Source organism: Shewanella livingstonensis (assembly GCF_003855395.1).
Lineage (GTDB): Bacteria > Pseudomonadota > Gammaproteobacteria > Enterobacterales > Shewanellaceae > Shewanella > Shewanella livingstonensis.
Genome location: NZ_CP034015.1, coordinates 917,484 through 932,926, shown reverse-complemented (window position 1 = coordinate 932,926; position 15,443 = coordinate 917,484). Strand labels below are relative to the sequence as shown.

The 15,443-nt window shown below is 39.8% G+C and carries 14 protein-coding genes and 1 tRNA gene; 8 read left to right on the top strand and 7 right to left on the bottom strand.

What is annotated here, in order from left to right:
* The first annotated feature begins 138 nt into the window (after positions 1–138).
* Positions 139–696 (top strand): mechanosensitive ion channel family protein, encoded by a 558-nt coding sequence (locus EGC82_RS04110; protein WP_124729628.1) that lies wholly within the window; start codon positions 139–141, stop codon positions 694–696.
* A gap of 554 nt (positions 697–1,250) precedes the next feature.
* Here the strand turns inward: EGC82_RS04110 and EGC82_RS04105 are convergent.
* Positions 1,251–1,988, bottom strand: coding sequence for a dienelactone hydrolase family protein (locus tag EGC82_RS04105; RefSeq protein WP_124729627.1), 738 nt, complete (start codon positions 1,986–1,988; stop codon positions 1,251–1,253).
* A 112-nt stretch (positions 1,989–2,100) separates the two neighbouring features.
* Entirely contained in the window at positions 2,101–3,090 is a 990-nt protein-coding gene (locus EGC82_RS04100) for a 2-hydroxyacid dehydrogenase (RefSeq protein WP_124729626.1), read from the bottom strand.
* A gap of 583 nt (positions 3,091–3,673) precedes the next feature.
* Here EGC82_RS04100 and EGC82_RS04095 point away from each other — a divergent pair.
* The 5 genes from EGC82_RS04095 to EGC82_RS04075 all read left to right on the top strand — a co-directional run bounded on the left by EGC82_RS04095 (position 3,674) and on the right by EGC82_RS04075 (position 9,667).
* Positions 3,674–4,093, top strand: a complete 420-nt coding sequence (locus tag EGC82_RS04095; protein WP_124729625.1) for a hypothetical protein — start codon at positions 3,674–3,676, stop codon at positions 4,091–4,093.
* 32 nt (positions 4,094–4,125) lie between these two features.
* The gene (locus tag EGC82_RS04090; RefSeq protein ID WP_124729624.1) at positions 4,126–4,416 is read left to right on the top strand and encodes a hypothetical protein; all 291 of its coding nucleotides are present in this window, start codon (positions 4,126–4,128) and stop codon (positions 4,414–4,416) included.
* Between the two features lie 94 nt (positions 4,417–4,510).
* Complete coding sequence (gene rluA / locus EGC82_RS04085) at positions 4,511–5,188, top strand: bifunctional tRNA pseudouridine(32) synthase/23S rRNA pseudouridine(746) synthase RluA (RefSeq protein WP_124729623.1); 678 nt, start codon at positions 4,511–4,513, stop codon at positions 5,186–5,188.
* A 101-nt stretch (positions 5,189–5,289) separates the two neighbouring features.
* Positions 5,290–5,751, top strand: a complete 462-nt coding sequence (gene asnC / locus EGC82_RS04080) for a transcriptional regulator AsnC (RefSeq protein ID WP_124729622.1) — start codon at positions 5,290–5,292, stop codon at positions 5,749–5,751.
* A gap of 289 nt (positions 5,752–6,040) precedes the next feature.
* Positions 6,041–9,667 carry a S8 family serine peptidase gene (locus tag EGC82_RS04075; protein ID WP_124729621.1) on the top strand — a complete coding sequence of 1,209 codons (3,627 nt, stop codon included), beginning with the start codon at positions 6,041–6,043 and terminating at the stop codon, positions 9,665–9,667.
* Between the two features lie 106 nt (positions 9,668–9,773).
* Here the strand turns inward: EGC82_RS04075 and EGC82_RS04070 are convergent, their stop codons facing one another.
* Together EGC82_RS04070 and EGC82_RS04065 are read right to left on the bottom strand one after the other, a co-directional pair.
* Positions 9,774–10,472: a hypothetical protein gene (locus EGC82_RS04070; RefSeq protein ID WP_124729620.1), complete on the bottom strand. Its 699-nt coding sequence runs from the start codon at positions 10,470–10,472 to the stop codon at positions 9,774–9,776.
* A 225-nt stretch (positions 10,473–10,697) separates the two neighbouring features.
* Positions 10,698–11,642 (bottom strand): IS1595 family transposase, encoded by a 945-nt coding sequence (locus EGC82_RS04065; protein ID WP_124729619.1) that lies wholly within the window; start codon positions 11,640–11,642, stop codon positions 10,698–10,700.
* 587 nt (positions 11,643–12,229) lie between these two features.
* On the opposite strand from EGC82_RS04065, the gene EGC82_RS04060 reads away from it, so the two are divergent.
* Entirely contained in the window at positions 12,230–13,513 is a 1,284-nt protein-coding gene (locus tag EGC82_RS04060) for a tyrosine-type recombinase/integrase (RefSeq protein ID WP_164839086.1), read from the top strand.
* Between the two features lie 583 nt (positions 13,514–14,096).
* On the opposite strand, the gene EGC82_RS04055 is transcribed toward EGC82_RS04060, so the two are convergent.
* The 3 genes from EGC82_RS04055 to EGC82_RS04045 form a co-directional block, all read right to left on the bottom strand.
* On the bottom strand, positions 14,097–14,345 hold the full coding sequence (locus tag EGC82_RS04055) for a hypothetical protein (RefSeq protein WP_124729617.1): 249 nt from the start codon (positions 14,343–14,345) through the stop codon (positions 14,097–14,099).
* Positions 14,332–14,649, bottom strand: a complete 318-nt coding sequence (locus EGC82_RS04050; protein ID WP_124729616.1) for a hypothetical protein — start codon at positions 14,647–14,649, stop codon at positions 14,332–14,334. The genes EGC82_RS04055 and EGC82_RS04050 overlap by 14 nt, the downstream gene beginning before the upstream one ends.
* 178 nt (positions 14,650–14,827) lie before the next feature.
* Positions 14,828–14,912, bottom strand: a tRNA-Leu gene (locus tag EGC82_RS04045).
* 352 nt (positions 14,913–15,264) lie between these two features.
* On the opposite strand from EGC82_RS04045, the gene EGC82_RS04040 reads away from it, so the two are divergent.
* Positions 15,265–15,396, top strand: coding sequence for a DUF3149 domain-containing protein (locus tag EGC82_RS04040; protein WP_101086224.1), 132 nt, complete (start codon positions 15,265–15,267; stop codon positions 15,394–15,396).
* The last annotated feature ends 47 nt before the right edge of the window (positions 15,397–15,443 follow it).

Sequence of the window (15,443 nt, the reverse complement as noted above, 5' to 3'; positions counted from 1 at the left end):
CTGCATCTTCGGGTGGAACGGGTATGCATGACAGCAAGATTTTTCTACTTTAAAACCTTATTATACCCCAGAATGCACTAGGACGTGGCGGCGAAATTGTGCCTTCGCCACTCCATTTTAATCAGATAGGGAATCGACATGTTTAACCATTTATTGATGATCATTGTGTATTTGGCTGTGTTTCTTTTTGCTCAACGTCAGGTCAACAAATGGATCTATCTGCAAGCTGAAAAGAAACAGGTTAGCGAGGTTCGCAGTCGACTCATTACGCGTTTAATTTCTTATTTATTATTCTTTGTCACCTTATCAGTGATGGCGGTATCTTTGGGATTAGGCTATCAAGAGGTATCCCTATTTGTATCGTCAGCCTTTGCTGTTTTAGGGGTGGCTTTATTTGCTCAGTGGTCGATATTGAGCAATATTACCGCTGGTGTATTAATCTTCTTTGCGTTTCCTTACCGTATTGGCGATAGAATCAAAATTGTTGATAAAGAAGAAGATATGAGTGGGATTATTGTCGAAATAAGTTTATTTCATGTATTAATTAAACGCGATGTTGGCGATGTAATGACTTATCCTAACAGCTTAATGCTCCAAAAAGCGGTGATTAAGTTATCCGAACCAAAAGTGGCTAATACCATGCTTTTAGTAAGCAACAAAACCAAAGCGAAGATTAAGGCAAATCGGCCACAATAGTTTACATCATCTTACACTATGAAAACCGTAGTATTAATAACCTGTGGCTCATAGCGCCAATGATCGCTAGCCTTAAATTTTATATCAATTTAGACAGCAATCATTTGGATAGCAATACCTACTCAATCATAGGGATGTGGATAGGGGTTGTTGATCTTTTCTGGTTGAATTTTATTCGAGTTAAAAACGTTTTAATCGAGGCGAATGGATTGATGCCTAGTCATCTAAGCAAAGTTCATTCAACAAAGAGTAAAACGTTTTTAGCCGAACCCTCCGGGCAGCGTTTGTTGGCCATTTTTACTGCGTTATCGACTTTTTTATGTAGAATAACTACACCTCGAAGTCTCTGCCGCGCAGTTGTAAATGTGAGTAATGGCCAACAATTCGCTGCAAAAATAACCTTGAAAGATCAACAGCCCCTAGTAATAAATGCATAAACCTATGGCGGACCTATGACTAACATCGGGTTATATCGCCATAGCGGTTATGTATCAGATAGGTTGATATCTATTTTATTAAGCAGGTATTCAAGCTCAGCAAAGACACACTGCGGGTTAGTTTAATACTCGATGAAAAAACGCCACCGCTTGTAAGTACATTTGCAAGGCTATAGCGGCATCAAAGCGTTCACCTTCATCACGCATAAACGCATGCTGGGCATTGACTTCTAGCCAAGTAAAGTTGGCATTCACCTGTTCAAGTTTTTGATAAATAAGCTTACGCCCTTCTTTACTAACATGCGGGTCTTGCTTACCAAACACCATCACTAACTCGCCTTTTATACTACCAGTTCGAGTTAATGAATCATTACCCTCTTTGCAAGGTAATGTATTTGAATGGATATCTGTTGGATACAAGCAAAATGCTCCGCTAATATCAGGATTAAGCGCCGCACGATAGGCTAAATGACCACCAATGCATACGCCCATAGCGCCGACTTTGTCGCTGCAGAATGACTGTGACCGCGCAAAGTCGACAAGTGCCTGTGTATCGCTGTCATGTTGCTCTAATGGCTTTGCCCACTTATCCTCATTACCTTTATCTTTGCCTGCATCGTCATAGGCCAATACCGTACCCATTGGATTGAGCTCATGAAACACTTCTGGAACTAACACCACAAAGCCATGTCCTGCCAAAATAGCAGCTGAACGTGCAATAGGCGCCGTTTGCTGGAATATTTCTGAGTAGAAAATGATTGTTGCAAATTGGCCTTTAGTGTCTGGACGGTAAAGCGTGGTACGCATTAAGCCTGTAGGCGTTTTTACATCGTGAGTTTCAGTTGTTGTAATCATAATATTCCATTTATTTTCACTATGCCTAAAAATTATTAAGTTAACCATAGTGCGGCTATTCTGTGGATGGCTTGTGTATTAGTCAGCCTACATTTCAGCGAGTTAGAGCAAATTAAAACAGCTCATTATTACAAGCTTGCCCTGTGGTTAACTGCGTCACATTGGTTAGTGTTGTTGAGGCTATAGAGTTGAGTGCTTCTTCTGTTAAAAAAGCTTGATGACCTGTAAAAATCACATTATGACAAGCTGACAGGCGGCGGAAGATATCATCTTGAATAATTTCATTTGATTTATCTTCGAAAAACAGCCCCTTTTCATTTTCATATACATCGAGCCCTAATGAGCCAATCTGACCATCCTTTAACGCTTCCATTGCGTCAAAGGCATCTAATAATCCACCTCGACTGGTATTGATCACCATCACTCCAGGCTTCATTTGACTAAAACTCACTTTATTAAGCAAGTGATGATTATCTTTGGTCAATGGGCAATGCAAGCTGATGATATCGCATTGAGGATACAGGCTATCTAATGAAGCATACTCGACACCAAGATCAATAACCGCCTGGTTTGGATAAGGATCATATGCCAAGACTTTACAGCCAAAACCTAATAAGATTTTAATGGTGGCTAAGCCGATTTTACCGGTGCCAATTACCCCCACCGTTTTACCAAACATGTTAAAACCAACTAAACCCGATAAGGCAAAATTGGCATCACGAGTGCGTTGATAAGCTTTGTGAATTTTACGGTTCAACGTCAACATCAGTGCCACAGAATGCTCGGCGACTGACTCAGGTGAATATGCCGGTACATTGACGACTTTCATGCCTAAACGTTCGGCAGCGATAAGGTCGACATTATTAAAACCAGCACAGCGCATAGCGATAATCTTTGTGCCACCGTTGGCTAATTCAACTAATACTTCTTCACATAAGGAGTCATTCACGAAGGCACAAACGACTTCATAGCCTTCGGCTAATTTGACGTTTTGCATGCAAAGTCGGTAATCAAAGAACTCAATATCAACCTTAAAAGTTTGGTTAATATTCGTGAAATGACGAATGTCGTAAGGCTTTGCACTAAAAAATCCAATTTTCATAGGTATCCAAATTTACTAATAGCGGATTGATGAGCAAATCATCAATATGATCAGCTCCTAGAGATACGTTAATTGTATGTGAATTCACGGTTATTGTCGCCAATATCACACTGAATAACGATGAAATTGTGATCTAGATTCTCTCAGGTAAAGAGCAGCGGCCATAATCACAGAGTGATATAATTTCTCTGCTCGCTCCGATAAAAACCGACCCTATTCGTCCCCCCAAACATCATTGACACTTTTCGATTTAAGTGTCGACAAATCGTCATTTTTGTCTAGTCTTTACCACCACTGCGATAATATTATGGGCTAAAACAAGCGTACCGATTGGGCGTATTTGTGCATCAAAATATTATCATGGCGCACTGTATTTCAAATATTCAAAGTAGCGCTTCCCTTTTTAAAGGTATTACATAAACAAGATTGATCACCAAAGACTATACTTTTTAAAGGTTTATATTACTTAAAACTGAATAAATAGAGCAAACACATTGAGAATAAAAAGAACTGCTGTATACGTCACTGTTTTTATTCGTTGAAATTGCTAATGTTGCCGCAATGTTAACTTATCAATTACACTATGAATCAGAAAACAAATTTGCCTGTCTCCAATCGTCGATTTTGGATTGAACGAATAAGTAAAACGTCGCTCAGAGCACTACACATTATTGGCGTAGTGGGCAGTGGTGGCGGTATTATTTTCAATCTTGAGCTTTCTGTGTGGCTTAATTATTGGATTATCGCAATCACTTCTGGCGTATTGTTAATGAGTTGGGAGATCATCAGAGATTGGCGTTGGTTAATTCAACTTAAAGGAGTGTTAACTCTATTTAAAGTCATATTGTTAGGATTTTTTATTCAAATAAGCCAATGCCATTCTGAATTAGTCATCTTTATTATTTTATTATCTGTTATTGTATCTCATGGACCTGCTGGTTTGCGCCATTACTCAATCGTGCATCGGAAAGTGATCCAGAGTAAAAAAGAAATAAAAGGCTAACACGCCATAATAAATGACTTTAAGGACATGGGATGTTCCCTTACCCAGATCAATATCGCGTAGCAATACCGCCTATAACAACCGCTTTTATGGTGGCTTGGGCACTCATTAGTCACGCCGTTTTTGCTGATGCTAGTCCGTTTTCGCTTTACCCTCTGCTGGGGTTGTTTCCCGCAGTGATAGGTGCACACCTTTATTTAATTTGGTTAGCCAAAGGCATGAGCCGTCTTGATCAATGTTTTTATGCATTAGTGCATATCCCACTCGCATTTGTAGTGTGGACATTCACTATCATGCACGTCAACGGTCACGCATTCTCTTAGATCGACGTTTTCGTCTTTCAGCAATATAATTCTATACTTGCACATCATAAGCCCTAACGGTATCTTGGCCGCGAATTGACTCACGAGGGCTACCATGGCTGATTTCATATACAACCCACCAACGACTCCTTGGCTAGATATTTTGTATCAAGATAAAGACATTTTGGTTGCAAATAAGCCCTCAGGGTTGTTATCTGTTCCAGGAAGAGAAGCTATTTACCATGACAGTATTTATTCTCGAGTTTTAGCTGAACATCCAAATGCACAAATTGTACACCGATTAGACATGGCAACCTCTGGAGTCATTGTCGTCGCATTACGACGCAGTGCTGAACGCGAATTAAAACGGCAATTTCGTGATAGAGAAACAGCAAAAACCTACTTCGCTCGGGTTGCCGGCCATATGAAACCTAATATCAATAAAGTCGATTTACCACTCATTTGTGATTGGCCTAATCGACCAAAACAAAAAGTCGACCATTCTGTCGGCAAAGCTTCGGTGACATTAGTTGAAGTTGTCAGTTACGGTGCTAAATCCACATTAGTCAAACTGACTCCAATTACCGGACGGTCTCATCAACTTAGAGTCCATATGATGGCCTTAGGCCACCCAATACTTGGCGATGGTTTTTATGCCGATGCTTTAGCAAAAAGCTTATCACCTCGACTACTCTTGCACGCAGCAGCATTATCAATCACTCACCCTTACTCACAACAAGCATTACACTTTGAATCTCCGGTCACATTCATGGCGCCAACAGCCGACCAATAATCAAAATTAAACATTGTTAATACCCATACTAATTTTAGTAGCTATTATGCAATGAAAGTCGTAGATTTATGGCCAATTAAGGGTTTTTAAGGCTTCATACCGTGGATAGCTCATTTCAACGAGACGAATTAGACAATCATATTCTTACCGCACTTATGCAAGATGCCAGAACACCTTTTGCAGAACTGGCAAAACGCTTTAATGTCAGTGCTGGGACTATCCATGTTCGCGTTGAAAAAATGAAACAGGCGGGCATTATTACTGGCGCGCAAATTACCGTAAACCCTAAAGCACTCGGTTATGATGTTTGCTGCTTTATCGGCATCAATTTAAAGAGTGCCGGCGATTATCCAGCGGCTATTGCCAAACTAAATGAACTAGAAGAGGTGGTAGAAGCCTATTATACCACTGGTAATTATTCGGTTTTTGTAAAGGTAATGTGCCAATCTATCGATGGATTGCAGCATGTGCTGATTAATCGTATTCAATCTATTGATGAAATCCAATCTACTGAAACACTTATTAGCCTGCAAAACCCCATTATAAGATCAGTAAAACCCTAAACCACAGAGGGCTTAATCTCCCTCAAGCCTTATAATGCCTTCATAATTGTCAAATGCCGCAAGTCATTATCACGACACAAATCACAAACTCACACATACTTATTAACAATTAATTGCCACTTTTTTAAATCTCATTGTTACTTTTGTTAACACTTTGTGCTACAAATGCTGTTGATGCGCCATAGAGTGCAACATAATTACTTAAAATATTATAAACACATCACTTAATATTCATCGTGTTACTGCGATATCTCCAAAATTGAGTGGTGTCTAAAACAAGGAAGAAGTTGTGAAGACAAAATTAGCACTAGCCATTTCGGCTGTATTAGTCTCTGGCGCTTGCTTTGCAGAACCTGCAAATAAGTACAATACAACAAACCAAGCAAACGATGAGTATGCTGGTTTAAAAGTCAGCAAAGCAGAAAAACAATCAACCGTTTCGGCTTGGATGATCAAACTTAATACTCAATCTGTATCACAGCAAGCTCGTTTATCTAAAGTTTCTTCTACTCAAGCTTCAATATCTATTAAGCAATCTCAATCGCGAGTATTAAGCGCAATTGAAAGCTTAGGTGCTGATATTCAGGTTGTTGGCCAAACGTCTAACTTGGTTAACTCAATTTTAGTTAAAGCTGATAAAAACCAATTGATGGCACTTCTTAATAATTCTGAAGTTGCTGATATATTGCCTATATATGACTACGAACTAGACGTAGCTGATAGTGCTGATTACATTGGTGCAACAGCAGTAATTGAAGCAGGAATTGCTTCTGGTAAAGGGCAAAAAGTAGCGGTACTAGACACTGGTGTTGATTATACCCATAAAGCATTGGGTGGCTCAGGTCTTATTGCTGACTATCAAGCTGCTGTTGCAGCAAAAGCTGACATGCCAAACTGGCCACAAGGTAAAGTTGCCGGTGGATATGATTTTATCAATAATGACCCAAACCCGATTGATGTTGATACCAACCACGGTACTCACGTTAGCCATTCAGTTGTTGGTATAGCGCCTGATGTTGAACTATATGTTTACTCAGTATGTAACTCAGGTTGTCCAGGTCTTGCTCAGCTTAATGCACTAGAAGCAGCAATGGATCCAAACGGTGATGGAGATATAACTGACCGTGTAAACACAGTTAATATGTCATTAGGTGGTGACTTTGGTGATACCAAAGGCGGTGCAGTTCAAGAACTTATCGATGAAATGGTTGAGCTTGGCGTAAACCTTGTTATTTCTGCGGGTAACGATGGCGCGACACCATTTGTTGTTGGCGGCCCAAGTACATCAGTTAATGCATTATCTGTTGGCGCAATGACTCACCCGACCACACCCGTTGGTAAAATTGATGCGACAGCTGCTGGTGTTGAATTAACAGCGGTTGCGGCGAGTTTCAATACTACAAATACTTACTCTTTCGACAGTACTACAGCAAAATTAGTTGTGCCTACAACCAATTTGAACGGCTGTACTGCATTTGCTAGTGACGTAGATTTTACTGGTCTAATCCCTATTATTGATCGCGGCGCTTGTAACTTTACGAGTAAAGTACTTAACGCTCAAGCCAAAGGCGCACCTTTTGTTATTGTTGCAAACAATGCTGCTGGGGCTGGGGCATCCGCAATGGGCGGTTCAGATCCTCTAGTGACAATTCCATCTGTAATGATTTCTAAAGAAGAAGGTGATGCTCTAAAAGCGGAAATAGCAAAAGGTGATGTAGCCTTCTCAATTACATCTGTAGAAGTCACTACTGCTGGTGCCATTGCTACGTTTACATCACGCGGTCCTTCTATTGCCGGTACATTAAAGCCTGAAATCACTGCTCCTGGTACGTCAATTATGACTGCACATCCGGGTCTTGGCGACGGTTTGTCTCCTATCAGCGGCACATCTTTCTCTAGCCCGATTACAGCTGGCGCAATGAGTATTGTAAAAGAGGCATTGCCAAATCGTAGCGCGCTTGAAATTAAGGCTACTATGATGAACGCGGCAAACTTGAATGTCACGATTGAGCCTATTGGATTAAATGCAGACGCTGAATTAGCGCCAATCAGTTATATTGGTGCTGGTCTTGTTGATATTGAGAAATCAATCAATCTACCAGTTATCGCTTATGACAAAACGACTATGCAAGCAGCTTTAGCATTTGGTCTTGTTTCATTAAGTGAAACAACATCAATGACTAAAACTATTTCGGTGAAAAATTTCTCTTCAGAAACGAAAACTTACACGTTAATGGCAGAGCAACGCTTCCAAAATGATATCGATTCTGCGGCTGTATCTTTTGATATGCCAGCAAGTATCAAAATCCTTGCAGGTCAAACGAAAATGTTTGACGTAACAGTGACAATCGACCCAACTAAGTTACCTGAATGGACGTTAACATCATCATATGAACTTGACGGTGATGCAGAAGATGCTTCAACTGCATTAACATTGTCTGAATACGACGGTGCTATTAAGTTCATGGATGGAGAAGAGCAAGCACTACATGTTGTTTATCATATTCTACCAAAAGCTGCCGCTGCTGCATCTGTTTCAACAGAAGTGACCGCTGACGGTATTGTAAGAACATTAACTAACGTGGGTGCTACAGCAATCACTGCACCATTCAGCGCGCCACTTATTGCTACCAGCCCTAAAAACATGGCAATACGTCATGACTTAATCAATGCATCAAGTGAACTTTCTGGTAGTGGATCATGTGACGAAGGCCTAGCAATTTGGAATACCTTCCAAATGCGAGATCCAATTGTTCATGGTTTAGTTGCAAGCTATAACGTTGATTACGACCTAGACAATGACGGCTCTTGGGATTACACCTCAACTACAGTGAATCTACAATGGTTTAATGACGCATATCCACGCGCTTTTTATGGTTTTGTAGCTCCTTTTGGTAGTGGTAACGGTACTTTAGAACCGGCATATCATGTTACTGGTAATAATTTCTTAACCACTAAAGTTTGTTTTGAAGATATGGGCTTAACAGCTGCTGATTTAGGCAACTCTGTTGGCGTTCGTTTCCGTGTTGAAGAAGCTGATTATTCACCTAATCCAACAGGTTCAGGTGATGAAACTGAAGGAACGTTAGCATTAGTAGGTCCAGATGCAAGTGCTGGTTTAGTTGATGCTGAAGGCGAAGCGGTCAGTGAACTTCAACCAGGTGAAAGCGCAATGCTTGTTAGCCAAGTTGGCGATAACTCATTAGGTTATATGCTACTGTCAGAAAACGGTGCTATGTCAGTAGTTGCTAACACTACAGATGCAGGTAACGTAGCCCCAACGGTTGAAGACTTAGTCGTTTATGTCGACAAAGGTGCTGCTGCAGGTACTGAACTTGGTCAAGTAATGGCTACAGATCCTGATATGCTAACGAGCCCTGTGTCTGAATTTATTGTTATGAGCTCAAACTCAAGCATGTTCATGATCGACAACAAAGGTAAAGTAAGCTTAAGTGCTACTGCTGTTATCGACCAAATGAGCGAAACCATGGAAGCGCAAGTTATTGCAATTGATACCATGGGTAATCGTTCAAAACCTGCAATGGTTTCAGTTATGATTAACAACACCAAGCCAACTGTTGCGCCTACAGGCATGACAAGTACTGAAGGTTTTGTTGTTACAGCTAAAGCCAATGGTAAAGATGCTGATGGCGATACCTTAACATATAACTGGGTTCAAACTAGTGGTACTACTGTTGCGTTCAGCAACGGCGGTCCAGCAATTAGTTTTACTGCGCCATCTGGTGATAACACCATTAAGTTCTCTGTTACAGCATCAGACACTCGTTTAGAGAGTGATGCAGGAACAGCAACTGTTACCGTCACCAAGAAAGAAGAGAAATCTTCTGGTGGTTCTATGGGTTGGTTAACTGCACTATTACTTCCATTAGCGGCATTGCGTCGTCGTAAGCACTAATAATAGTAATCATTAATTTGGCACTGCCAAAATGATATAAAAAAAACCAGCTGTATTATTCAGCTGGTTTTTTTATTAGGTAAAACAATGAAAATTATAAAGCTAATTATTCTTCTTCATCAGATTCATCTGCATGAGAAGAAGCTTCAAATTGCTCTGTATTAGCCAGCTTTCCAAACCAAAAGTCTGAGCTGACCACCTTAAACTGACGAGATAAACCTTCACTTGATACGGCTTCTAATTTCCACAATATCCCTGCGGCTTCAGGAAATTGGGTACCGGTGATTTGATCTTCAAATAATCGATGTAATAACGCATCAGGGGATAAACCTGACGCTAAAAGACGTACCATTGAGGCATGCAATGACTCATCGAATATGGTTAAATCGTTTGCATCTGTTGCGGTGACATCAACCATAAACTCAACACCGGTAGGCTCGGCGAAAACACCATTAAATGCTTCTCTCAGTAATGCATACGCACTAAAAAAACCTTCATGAAGTAAGCAATCAGAATACTCCTCCCACATTCTATCGCCAATCATATCATTACTTAACTGATCAATTTTGCCTTCAGCCAACTCACTGAATAAATGGGTTAAGACGATTTTAGCTGCTTCATTAGCCTCTAAATCATTTAGAGACATCATGCACATCTCTCTAAGTTCAGTGGCCTCCATGTCTTCCAAACCATCATTTAAGCCCATAATAGCCATCAATTGAAGGTAATCATTATTTGACCAAGCATTCGGGATCTTGTTGATTTTACGAAAAGAACCAATTTGGACATTAAATTGTACTGGCATGGAAACTCCTTCTTATCAGCGTCAAAAATTGACGAATATAGGTCAAACTAAAGCCCTGCATGTAAGATCGCAATACTGTATAGCGATGAAAAACCAAACATGCCACACAACAACCCTAAAAATAAACATAACCAATTGATAATATACTATTTATTTAATATAAATAATTTCAGATCTTATATTAAACTTTGTTTACATGCACTTAACTTAGTACAAAAATAATGGCTATGTTCCATAATACTGTTGTCTACCGTAAGCGGACAACAGTATTTGCCGTTTATCTAGCTTTGCGCTGCTTTCCTTAAACCAAGCGAGATAATTCGATAAATATTTTGTAGCTACTCCCTTCATACTTCCGTTTACCCAGGCTTTAAAATTCGCTATTGCACCATTGACAGTCTGAATGTGATAAATATTATCCATCACTCTGATTTTCCCATTTATCAATCGCTTATGGTCACAGTGCTTTAGTTTGGCTATCTTCACATATGCCCATGCACCATCGCTGCAAAGCACTGAATTTTCTTCAATGTTTTCAGTAAGATTAATGGATATTTCTGAAGACGTATCAGCAGATAAAATTGGCGCTATCATGTGTTTACTGCGGTCAATGGAAAGAAGCACCGCAACTTGGCCTTCTTTAGTACGTTTATCAATATCACCACCGCGCTTTCTGGCTTTTTGACCTGAACCGAGTGTTTTATTACCTTTTTCAGAATAGGCAAGAAAGAATTCATCAACCTCGATAATGCCCGATAGTTTGTCATCATTTTTCCCTGCCTGAGCCTGAAGAAATCGATGTCGCCATAAAAAGGCTGTTTTAAGATTAATACCACAGACTCTAGCCGCCTGCCTCAGCGTTAACCGCAACGCCATACAGTGGGCATACTCGACCCAAATGCAGCTCTTATGCAGCCTAGCTAGCGGGGTATTAGTCTTGTTGTTAAACGTTTTACTGCAGCTATTGCAGCGATATCGTTGTACTCCACCTGCTTTCCCCCACTTTTTGAACTGGCTTGAATCAAAAAGTGGTTGGAACAGCTCATCTATAGGGATTTCGGTATCTAATGCTTGAATTGACTGGTGAACTACCTCTCTCTGAGCTGGAGTCATAGAGATAAGTGCTTTTGTTATCTGGTTAAGTTTACTCACAAATAATTTTGCTTTCATTTACTTTACCCTCAATCAGTTAGCTTCACTCATTAAGTATAGACAACATTTACCTACAACAGCGCCAAAATAATACAGGTTATATTTTAAGCTATTTATTTTGGATCAAAATTGAATTCGCAAGGTAAAGACTATTGATAATGATTTAAGGCTGCATTCACATAACATAAATAGTTATCGTTATCCTATTATAGTTAACTGATACGCACTGAAACGAAAATTGATGACTCAAGCTATCCATAGATGAGTGAGATGACTTTTATCTCAATAGTGGAGCATATATAGGTTTTATCAGCTGAAGCGCCTAAAGCGACGTTAGCTACTATCACCAGGTTAAATAGTAATTAACAAACCATTATCTATATAATTAATCTATAAAATCAATAAATTATACACATTAAAAAGCCCCGTTCAATTAAGAACGGGGCTTTTTAAATAATGGTACCTGAGGTCGGACTCGAACCGACACGCCGCGAAGCAGGGGATTTTGAATAGATAGTGTGTAAAATGGCTATTAATTATCAGCTAGTTACGTTATAAATATCTTACTTTGCAAATTCTTTGCAAAACCACTTCAGAATCAGACTATGAGCAAACAGGTTGAAAGACACGATATTTCAGACGAACTATACGTCTACCTACAAGACAATAGCAAGCGTTGGTATGCCCGCATCAAAGTAGCTGGTAAGTGGCATTCTAAAGCGACTAAGCAGAAAGAAAAAGAGAAAGCCATCGGCATGGCCTATCGGCTTCAAATGGAATACCAATTCATGGCTGACCGTAATATTCTGGTCAGCACAAAACGCTTTCGCGATGTAGCTGAAAAAGCAATTATCAACATGCAAGAGGCTCTGGATAATGAAACTGGGGCACTTAACTATAAGACTTATATTCAGGTATTGCGTAAGTACCATATCCCTTTTTTCGACCGTATTTACATTACCTCAATTGATAGTGAAAAGCTGCGTGAGTTTGATAAATGGCGTATTGAACAATTCCAGCGTGTCCCTGCCAAATCAACGCTGCTGAATCACAACGCCGCCATGCAGTTGGTTTTTAAAGAAGCAGTAGATCATAAATGGATGTTAGCAGCTCAAGTCCCTCCCCTATCGACCAAAGGTGCGGGATCGCAACGTCGAGCACATTTCTCTCATGAGGAATATGAAAGAGCCTTCGATGCGGTATTAGCACTTGAGCAAAACAGTATTAGGGAAAAAACCCGCCAAATTCGTGAGCTACTTCTCGACTACATGGAATTTGCAGTTAATACGGGTATTCGACCCGGTACGGAGATGGAAAGCCTCACGTGGGGTGACATCAATATCGATACTAATGAACACAACATTATCTTCTATATCACTGTGAGAAAAGGCAAAACGGTCAAGCATACAGGTATCCGAGAAGTCGTATGCCGTGATGAAATATTCTCCAGCGTTCAATCATTACGAGAACGATTTCCTAATAGAAAACCTTCAGACAAGCTATTTAAACTAGCGGATGGAACTTCGAGCAAAGAACTCGGTAAGGCGTTTGAAAAAGCGATATCGGAAATTGGTTTGAAGTCGTCACCACATGGTGTCAGAACGTTGTACTCCCTGCGTCATACTTACATCACATGGCAACTAATGTCTGGTAACGTCAGCATGGAGGTATTAGCTAAACAGTGTGGAACCAGCATTGCCATGATTGAACAACACTACAGCCATGTTACCCCGAAGATGTACAGTAAAGAGCTATCGGGTGTTGACCTAGGTAAAGAAAAAACCAAAGTAAAAGACAAAAAAGCATCTGGCAGTAAACAAAATGAAGCTAGGCTAACAGAGCTGTTTAAAGAGTGGCAAGCCAGCTATAAGCGCCGAGGCTGTATTTAACGTTTAAGAGCAGTTCGAGTAGGCAATAGTTCATGCGGCTCACCCTCCAGAACTTCGGGGACTCACTGCTGTCAAAGTATGAGCAAGATCTATGGCTATGCAGTGCTGAATTATCTACTTGTTGCCAAAGAACTTGGCGTTATCAGTTCAGTAAAAAGAAAGCAGCTTTATTTATATTGATAATTCAGAGGTGGCCTTCAGCTCATAAGCGAAGAGTTAGCACTAGCCTTCAGTGATCCTGATTTTCGTCTCCCAGACTCTACAATGGGTCTAAAAAGGCTCATCACCACCTGACAAAAAATCAACAAGTGAGCATAATGCAGTGAACTAGTGGCCAATCTCTAACGGAATGCTGGCAAGATTGTTTTGACTATCATGACCAAAGAAAAACGGAACGCTGGTCAAACAAGGCGAAATATACAGGTGTATATTCCGCCCTAACGTTGCTTCGGTTCCGAAAAAGATTGGCCAGTGTTCCGCTGAAAAATAACCAATCAATCCGGCAACAGAACAAACAAGATACGAATCAAGACTAACCAGAACGCAAAATTTCTTAAGCCCTGTGGATCATCAACATGTGTTCTTATTTAAATCTAAATACCTTATGAATTAAGCTAAAAACTAGCCCATATGCGGCTGCGGCTTCAATTGCAATAGTAATCAAAAACAAAATGACATTAATGTACCCGATTTCGTCAATCGGTACATTTTCATTTTGTTTAAAGCCGAAATATTGCCCAGTGATGTTTAGAAGTAATACGAATATAAAACTAGCTAAGCCAGCTCCAATTGAATAAATAGTATATTTAAATAAATCATTACTGCTTTTCATTTAATTTTTCTGCTCCTAAATCACCTGCAGCTACCCCTGTCCCATACGCCGCACCAGCTTTAACCTCAGCCACAACACGATTTCCAGGAGTTGAACTCAAAGATTTTGAACCAGCTAGAACTCTTTGAGATGATGATTCAGACATATTATGTGCAGCTTGTGTTGTTGAATTATTAGGGAGCCCCCTTCCAGCAACAGCAAGTTTCGCAGCGGCTTTACCTATAGCGCCACCAACGAGTCCTTCAGCTCCTTTTTCGAATACCTTTGAACCATCAAACTCACCAGTTATTACTTGATTAGCCATATCTCAATAGTGGAGCATATATAGGTTTTATCAGCTGAAGCGCCTAAAGCGACGTTAGCTACTATCACCAGGTTAAATAGTAATTAACAAACCATTATCTATATAATTAATCTATAAAATCAATAAATTATACACATTAAAAAGCCCCGTTCAATTAAGAACGGGGCTTTTTAAATAATGGTACCTGAGGTCGGACTCGAACCGACACGCCGCGAAGCAGGGGATTTTGAATCCCCCATGTATACCAATTTCATCACTCAGGCAAAGACTGTTAAGCTACATTTAGCTTTGCAAAGTTATCTGACTAATCCAAATCTCTTTGCAAAACTAATAACGCTATGACTCAATTTATATTGTCACAATTGAGTGTTGGCGATTATACCTTTGCATTTAATAATCGCAAGCCCTTTACCTATTCTTTTCTATAAAAAGCATTTAATTGCTCAAAAGTCATTCATAGTCGCTCATTGAGATGAATAGAGGATTTTTTGTGAGCTAATTAGCAATTTTACACAAAGATAACATTATGACGGCTGAAGATTGATCAAGATCAGTATTGTGGCGTAACTTTGACTTTATGATGATCATGATTTCATATTCCAGAGGATAAATATCATGGCATTTTGGTTGGATTTAATGTTTGGTAACGCGATAGGATTACTTTCTATGATGGTAATTTTTTGTACCTTTGGAATAATGTCTTATCTAATGTGGATGTTTATTGTGAAATCTGCGCCTACTAAGTAAGTCTTTTATTAGGTTAAGTTATTTTACTGCTTATTATTCATTATCAA

Bases quoted from the DNA above. Each gene is read 5' to 3' on its own strand.
- EGC82_RS04055 (WP_124729617.1), bottom strand. From the start codon at position 14,345: ATGAAAAGCAGTAATGATTTATTTAAATATACTATTTATTCAATTGGA.
- EGC82_RS04065 (WP_124729619.1), bottom strand. From the start codon at position 11,642: ATGAAAGCAAAATTATTTGTGAGTAAACTTAACCAGATAACAAAAGCA.
- EGC82_RS04090 (WP_124729624.1), top strand. From the start codon at position 4,126: ATGTTCCCTTACCCAGATCAATATCGCGTAGCAATACCGCCTATAACA.
- EGC82_RS04050 (WP_124729616.1), bottom strand. From the start codon at position 14,649: ATGGCTAATCAAGTAATAACTGGTGAGTTTGATGGTTCAAAGGTATTC.
- EGC82_RS04095 (WP_124729625.1), top strand. From the start codon at position 3,674: ATGAATCAGAAAACAAATTTGCCTGTCTCCAATCGTCGATTTTGGATT.
- EGC82_RS04100 (WP_124729626.1), bottom strand. From the start codon at position 3,090: ATGAAAATTGGATTTTTTAGTGCAAAGCCTTACGACATTCGTCATTTC.
- EGC82_RS04105 (WP_124729627.1), bottom strand. From the start codon at position 1,988: ATGATTACAACAACTGAAACTCACGATGTAAAAACGCCTACAGGCTTA.
- EGC82_RS04060 (WP_164839086.1), top strand. From the start codon at position 12,230: ATGAGCAAACAGGTTGAAAGACACGATATTTCAGACGAACTATACGTC.
- EGC82_RS04040 (WP_101086224.1), top strand. From the start codon at position 15,265: ATGGCATTTTGGTTGGATTTAATGTTTGGTAACGCGATAGGATTACTT.
- EGC82_RS04070 (WP_124729620.1), bottom strand. From the start codon at position 10,472: ATGCCAGTACAATTTAATGTCCAAATTGGTTCTTTTCGTAAAATCAAC.
- EGC82_RS04110 (WP_124729628.1), top strand. From the start codon at position 139: ATGTTTAACCATTTATTGATGATCATTGTGTATTTGGCTGTGTTTCTT.
- rluA (WP_124729623.1), top strand. From the start codon at position 4,511: ATGGCTGATTTCATATACAACCCACCAACGACTCCTTGGCTAGATATT.